Here is a 6,689-nt window from a genome sequence, read left to right as displayed (position 1 = left end):
CACGGAGGGCCGGGCTCGCTGAACGGACGTGCCGGGGGCCGTCTCGCCGACGGCCGCCGTGCGGGCTGCCCGGGTTACTTGATCTTCGTGCCGGCCGACCGCAGGTGCTGCGTGGCCTCCACGACGCGCCGGGCCATCGACGCCTCGGCCAGCTTGCCCCAGGTGCGCGGGTCGTAGGTCTTCTTGGAGCCGACCTCGCCGTCGACCTTCAGGACGCCGTCGTAGTTCTTGAACATGTGGTCGGCGACCGGACGCGTGAAGGCGTACTGGGTGTCCGTGTCGATGTTCATCTTGACGACGCCGTTCTCCAGCGCCGTCAGGATCTCCTGCTCGGTGGAGCCGGAGCCGCCGTGGAAGACGAAGTCGAACGGGCCGGGAGAAGCGGCCTTGCCGAACTTCGCGGCGACGCCGTCGTTCAGCTCCTTCAGCAGCTCGGGGCGGAGCACCACGTTGCCCGGCTTGTACACGCCGTGCACATTGCCGAAGGACGCGGCCAGCAGGTAGCGGCCCTTCTCGCCGAGACCGAGCGCCTCCGCCGTGCGGATGGCGTCGTCGACCGTCGTGTACAGGGAGTCGTTGATCTCGTGCGAGACGCCGTCCTCCTCGCCGCCGGTCGGGGTGATCTCCACCTCCAGGATGATCTTGGCGGCGCGGGCGCGCTCAAGGAGTTCCTGCGCGATGGCGAGGTTGTCGGCCAGGGTCTCGGCGGAGCCGTCCCACATGTGGGACTGGAACAGCGGGTTCTGCCCGGCCTTCACGCGCTCGGCGGAGATCGCGAGCAGCGGCCGCACATACCCGTCGAGCTTGTCCTTCGGGCAGTGGTCCGTGTGCAGGGCGACCGTCACCGGGTACTTCTCGGCGATGATGTGCGCGTACTCGGCGAGGGCGACCGCGCCCGTCACCATGTCCTTGCTGTACTGGCCGCCCAGGAACTCGGCGCCACCCGTGGAGATCTGGATGATGCCGTCGCTCTCCGCCTCGGCGAAGCCGCGCAGAGCCGCGTTCAGGGTCTGGCTTGAGGTGACGTTGATGGCCGGGTAGGCGAACTTGCCTGCCTTCGCCCGGTCGAGCATCTCGTTGTAGACCTCGGGGGTTGCGATGGGCATCTGTCCGCTCCTTGAGTGTGCGGGTCGGCGATCTGCGTACTACGGCCCTGACCTAGACCTTGGGGGTGACGTCATCGTCGTCCCCATCTTTCCAGACATGAACCCCTGCTCGGCGCCCCCGGCGGCGCGGTCACCGGGACGTGGTCGGCGGCGCGCGTCAGTCCAGTCCCAACTCGTCCTTCGAATAGGCGAACAGGTAGGGCACGCCGGCGCCCTCCCTGATCTTCTCGGCGGCGCCCGTCGCCCGGTCCACGATGGTCGCCACGGCGACGACCTCGGCGCCCGCCTCGCGCACCGCCTCCACGGCGGTGAGCGGCGAGCCGCCCGTGGTGGAGGTGTCCTCGACGACCAGCACCCGGCGGCCCCTGATCTCGGGTCCCTCGACGCGCCGCTGCAGGCCGTGCGCCTTGGCGGCCTTGCGTACGACGAACGCGTCCAGCCGGCGGCCCCGCGCGGCGGCGGCGTGCAGCAGCGCGGCGGCGACCGGGTCGGCGCCCATGGTCAGGCCGCCCACGGCGTCGAAGTCGAGGTCCGCGGTGAGGTCCAGGAGCACCTGCCCGACCAACGGCGCGGCCTCCCCGTCGAGGGTGACGCGGCGCAGGTCGACGTAGTAGTCGGCCTCCAGACCCGACGACAGGGTCACCTTGCCGTACACCACGGCCTTGTCCTTGATCTGCTGCAGCAGCGCGCCGCGTACGTCCGTCATGCCGACCAGCTTAGAGGCGGCGCCAGCGCCAGGTGGTCGTGGCCTCCAGCGGTTCCAGCGGCGTGACCAGGCGCGGCAGGGTGTTGAGGCCGTTGGGCGGGCCGGTCTGCGGTTCGACGCAGACGGCGGCCTCCTGCTCGTCGTAGACGACGACCCAGTGCTCCGGGCTGGCCACCGTCAGCTCCAGCCGTCCGGGCCAGGTGAGGGTGACGTCGACGCCGTCGGGCATGCCGAAGCAGTCGTCCCAGGGGCCGGGGCGGGGGGCGACGCGGTTGCCGGTGGGCAGATGGTCGGCGCCGCGCTCCTCCTGCCAGGCGGGGCTGAAGTCGAGCCGCACATCCGCGCCGTCCAGGTTCCGGTGGAACCAGGGATGCCAGCCGATCTGCGCCGGGAAGGACGAGTCGTACGTCTCGACGGACATGGTGAGCGTCAGGGTGTCCTCGGACAGGGCGACGATCTGGGTGACGCGGCCGGAGTAGGGCCAGGGCTCGACCAGGTCGTACGTCATGACCGCCTCGTCGGTGCCGACACGGGCGGTGTGCCAGGCGCCGTCGCGGGCGGTGCCGTGGATGGCGTGCGGCGGGGAGTTGAGCGGCATCTGGTGCGCGGTGGCGCCGTTCAGGAAGCGGCCGTCCCTGATCCGGCCGCACCAGGGGACCATCGGGAAGCAGCCGAACCGGTCGCCCTGCCGGAGGAGTTCGGTACCGGCGATCCGGAGCCCTGCGACCCGGCCGCCGTTGCCCGGCTGCAGTCTCACTTCCGCGTCACCCGCGGTCAACGTGATGGGTTCGTTACTCACGGGACGACCCTACTGGTGCGCCCTGTCCCCATCGGCCGCAGTCCCGGGGCACTGTGGGTGGATGTGGTTCCGGGGGTCGTGGGGGGTCGATGCGGCGTCGATGCGGCGGGGGCGCGGGGTCGGGGCGGGCGCGATCCGCCACGGCGGTCCGGGACGGCGGTCCGGGACGGCGGTCCGGGACGGCGGTCGGCCGTTCTGGTCAGCGGCGTCTGCGCAGTGCGCGGCCCACCACGATCGCCGACGCCAGCGCCACGGCCGCCGCAGGCGCGGCCCACCGCAACGCCGAGCGTCCGGCAACCGTCTCCGGAGCCGGTACAGGCGCGTAACGACCGCGCGGCGGCGCATGGTCCACTTCCTCCGCGCTGCGGCCGATCATCGTCCTGCGCGCGTGTGCCGCTTCGGCGGGCGGGCCGTCGGCGGTGAAGCCCGCGGCGCCTTCCTCGTCGGCCTCGGGGGCGAGCGAGGGCGGTGGAACCTCGGTCTCGAACACGGAGGCCACGCCTTCTTCCTCGGGCCTGCTCGGGGTCTCGTCCTCGGCTCCGCCGTCGGCAGCGGCCTCGGCCTCGGTCCCCGGCTCGGGCGCGGACTCGGACTCGGTTCCGCCAGCGCCTTCCGCCTCCGCCGCGGACCCGTCCGCCTCCCGAGCCCCGGCCCCTTCCACCGACCTGGTGTCCTCCACCGACCCGTTGTCCCTCGCCGACCGGGACCCTTCCGCCGACCCGCTGTCCTCCGCCGACCCGGTCTCGCCCACCGGCCCGTCGCCCTTCGCCGACCCGGTGTCCTCCACCGACCGGGAACCTTCCGCCGGCCTGGTCTCCCCCACCGGCCCGTCGCCCTTCGCCGACCCGGAGCCCTTCGCCGACTCGATGTCCTCCGGCCCGGTGTCCCTCGCCGACCGGGAACCCTCCGCCGACCCGGTCTCGCCCGCCGATCCGTCGCCCTTCGCCGACCCGGTCTCCCCCACCGGCCCGATGTCCTCCACCGACCCGGTATCCCCCACCGACCGGGAACCTTCCGCCGCCCCGGTCTCGCCCACCGGTCCGGTCTCCCCCGCCGACCCGGTGTCCTCCGCCGGTCCAGCCCCCCGCAGAGGGGCCGGCGGCGTTTCGGGGTGGGGTGGTGCGAGGGATTCCAGGAAGCGGTTGAGCAGCCTGGTCGCCGCTGAAGTCACCGTGTCCTGAGGTAGTTCGGCGATGCGTCCGTCCGCGGTGGCCGTGCCGTCGACGGTGACCGCGGTGCCGCCGTCGGTGTCCCGCAGGCGGAGGGTGAGGGCGAGCTTGACCGTGCCGGTCCCGCGGGCCTCGCCGGCCTCGCCCTCGACCGCGAACGACCCGTCCTCGCGCGGCGAGACCCGCAGCGACCCCCGGTAGGTGATGGAGTGGCCGCCGACGCGCACCTTCAGCCGCCCGGCGACCGGATCGGCACCGGCGTCCTGCTGGAGCCCGGGAACCGCCCGGGCGATGCGCGCGGGCTCGGCGAGCGCCCGCCTCAACCGCTCGACCGGAACCGGAACCAAGACCTCATGCTCCATGTCGCCTGAGCCTACCCACGCGCGGCCGGTACGTACCCTCCTGTGCGCGGTCCCGTCGTCAATAGCGCGGATGCACCAGCGTCGACGGCGGCACCCCGGTGATCCGCGTACCGGCCGCCGCCCGGGCGTCGGCGGCGAGCCCCCGCGGGGTCAGCGTGCGCAGCCGCGGCCCGGACGGGTCCAGACGCAGCGGCGGCGCGGCGGCGCCCGGCGCGGCCAGCACGAAACCCCAGTCCTGCGGGGTGCGGGCGGCGCCCGAAGAGCTGGCGGGCCCCGCCGTGAAACCGGTGTCGCGGCCGAGGACGCGGTACGGCGAGGTGCCGAGGCCGGCCGCCCGCATCGTCGCCTCCACCGTCCAGAAGTCCCGGGGCCCGGCCGCCACCGGTCCTGCGTGCACCGCCAGCCGGCCGTCCTGGGCGAGCACCCGGCGGGTCAGCCCGTAGAACTCCTCCGAGTACAGCTTCGTACTGGAGGTGATGCCGGGGTCGGGCAGATCAGCGATCACGACGTCGTACGCCCCCGTGGGCGCCCCGCGCAGCCAGCGGAACACGTCCTGGGTCATGACGTGAACGCGACGGTCGCGGTACGCGTGTCCGTTCAGCGCGGACAGCGCGGCGTCCTGGCGCGCGAGCCGGACGACGCCCGCGTCGACTTCGACGATGTCGACCCGCCGCACGTCCGGGTAGCGCAGCGCTTCCCGCGCGGCCAGCCCGTCCCCGCCGCCGAGGACGAGTACGCGCGCGTGCGGGCCCGCCATGGCCGGATGGACCAGCGCCTCGTGGTAGCGGCCCTCGTCCCGGCCGTCGACCCGCAGCCGGCCGTCCAGGTACAGGTCGAGCGGCCGGCCGCGGGTGCCGCCGGTGAGCACGACCTCCTGGACGTCGGTCTGGACGGCGACGCGTACGTCCCCGCCGTACACCGCCTGCCGGGCGAGGCGTTCGAAGTCGTCGACGAGGACGGCGGCGAAGGCGAGGACACCGAGGACGCCGAGGTTGGCGAGCAGCAGCAGCCAGCGGGCGCGGCGGGTCAGGTCGTGGCGGAACAGGCCGAGGATCAGGGCGCCGCCCGCGAGGGCGTTGACCGCCCCGGTGAGCAGCGCACCGGTCAACTGGCCGAGGAACGGCAGCAGGAGGAAGGGGAAGGCGAGGCCGCCGACGAGCGCGCCGACGTAGTCCGCCGCGAACAGGTCGGCCACGGCGCCGCCCGCGTCCTGCCGCCGGATGCGCTGGATCAGCTCCATCAGCAGCGGCACCTCGGCGCCGATCAGCAGGCCGATGGCGAGCGAGAAGGCGACCAGCAGACAGCGGGGGCCGTTGACCCACAGGCCGCCCCAGTCGCCGGTCCAGGCGAACACCGCGTACAGCGCCATCGCGCTGCAGCCGCCGACCAGGGCGAGGCCCGCCTCGACGGCGCCGAAGGCGGCGGCCGCGTACCGGCGCAGCCCCTTCGCGGCGAGCGAGCCGAGGCCCATCGCGAAGACCATGACGGACAGCACGACGGAGGCCTGGGTGACCGAGTCGCCCATCAAGTACGAGGCGAGGGCGACCAGTTCGAGCTCGTACACGAGTCCGCAGGCCGCGCAGACGAAGACGCCCGCGAGGACCAGGAACCGTCCGGTCGCCGGCCTTACGGACAGCCGCGCGGGTCCGCCCCGGAACGGCGGGGCACTCGCAGGGGCGGGGGCGTGCGATTCGATCACTCTGCGACGTTACGTCACATGACGCGCACGCTTCGTCACCCACACGTGTGGAACTTCCCGCGGATCACGCATGGGGCGTTTATCTCGCCGCGATCGGTGCGGGGCCCTGACCGGTCTCCGCCCTGATGGGTGCGGGGCCTTGACCGGTCTCCGCCGCGACGGGTGCGTTCTCCGCCGCGGGCGCCGGCACCCGCACACCCACCCGGGTGCGTGTGGCGACGAGTTGACCGTCCTGCGGATACGCGTGCCAGGTGCGCCAGTGCACTTGACCCTCGCGGCGCTGGGCGAGCATGGCCGTGAAGGCGTACGGGCTGCCGGGGAAGACGCCTGCGAGCCCCTGGGGGTGGTCGGAGACCAGGGCGAGCAGTTCCTGGGCGCGGCCCGCGAAGGAGCCGGGCGGCAGGAACTCCACGCGGGCCGCGAACTCGTATTCCCAGTCGCCGACGCGCTTGGCGACGCCCAGCGGCAGCGGCGTGCTGGATCCCGGAATGCACGCCACCGTCTCCGAGCAGCCGCCCCGCTCCTCCTCCAGGAGTACCTGGTGGGACGCGCCGAGCAGTCTCATCTGGAGCTTCGCCCCGGTCAGTTCGAGATCGAGCGTGGCGAGGGCGGGAAGCGGCTCGCGCCCCAACGCCCAGGCGAGGTCGGCCGCGCGCGTGTCGGTGTAAGAGGTGGTGAGGGTCGTGAGCATGGGTCGGCTCCGCTAACACACAAAGAAGAAAGAGGAAGTGTGGTCCGGCACGCCTCGGCCGGCACCGGGTGATCGGCCACATCAGCCCGGTCGGACCGGCCGGCCCAGCCGGGAAGCGGGGTGTCTGCCGGACGTCCGAGGGGCTGCGTCGATGTTT

6 protein-coding genes are annotated in these 6,689 nt (G+C 73.1%); all 6 read right to left on the bottom strand.

Annotated features, from left to right (window positions below):
- Positions 1 to 74 precede the first annotated feature (74 nt).
- Positions 75 to 1,106, bottom strand: a complete 1,032-nt coding sequence (fbaA, locus tag AC27LF_RS41130) for a class II fructose-bisphosphate aldolase (protein WP_479661540.1) — start codon at positions 1,104 to 1,106, stop codon at positions 75 to 77.
- A 157-nt stretch (positions 1,107 to 1,263) separates the two neighbouring features.
- Complete coding sequence (pyrE, locus tag AC27LF_RS41125) at positions 1,264 to 1,812, bottom strand: orotate phosphoribosyltransferase (RefSeq protein WP_351731328.1); 549 nt, start codon at positions 1,810 to 1,812, stop codon at positions 1,264 to 1,266.
- A 10-nt stretch (positions 1,813 to 1,822) separates the two neighbouring features.
- Positions 1,823 to 2,611, bottom strand: a complete 789-nt coding sequence (locus tag AC27LF_RS41120) for an aldose epimerase family protein (RefSeq protein ID WP_479661539.1) — start codon at positions 2,609 to 2,611, stop codon at positions 1,823 to 1,825.
- A gap of 199 nt (positions 2,612 to 2,810) precedes the next feature.
- A complete protein-coding gene (locus tag AC27LF_RS41115) occupies positions 2,811 to 4,142 on the bottom strand; it encodes an SRPBCC domain-containing protein (protein WP_479661538.1) in 1,332 nt (443 codons plus the stop codon).
- A gap of 58 nt (positions 4,143 to 4,200) precedes the next feature.
- Positions 4,201 to 5,841 (bottom strand): polyamine aminopropyltransferase, encoded by a 1,641-nt coding sequence (locus tag AC27LF_RS41110; protein WP_479661537.1) that lies wholly within the window; start codon positions 5,839 to 5,841, stop codon positions 4,201 to 4,203.
- A 79-nt stretch (positions 5,842 to 5,920) separates the two neighbouring features.
- Positions 5,921 to 6,532 (bottom strand): DUF2617 family protein, encoded by a 612-nt coding sequence (locus tag AC27LF_RS41105; protein WP_479661536.1) that lies wholly within the window; start codon positions 6,530 to 6,532, stop codon positions 5,921 to 5,923.
- Positions 6,533 to 6,689 lie beyond the last annotated feature (157 nt).

It is taken from the genome of Streptomyces diversicolor (assembly GCF_057537855.1).
Note: the sequence above shows the minus strand (reverse complement) of the source record. Positions and strands in the feature narration are given on the sequence as shown.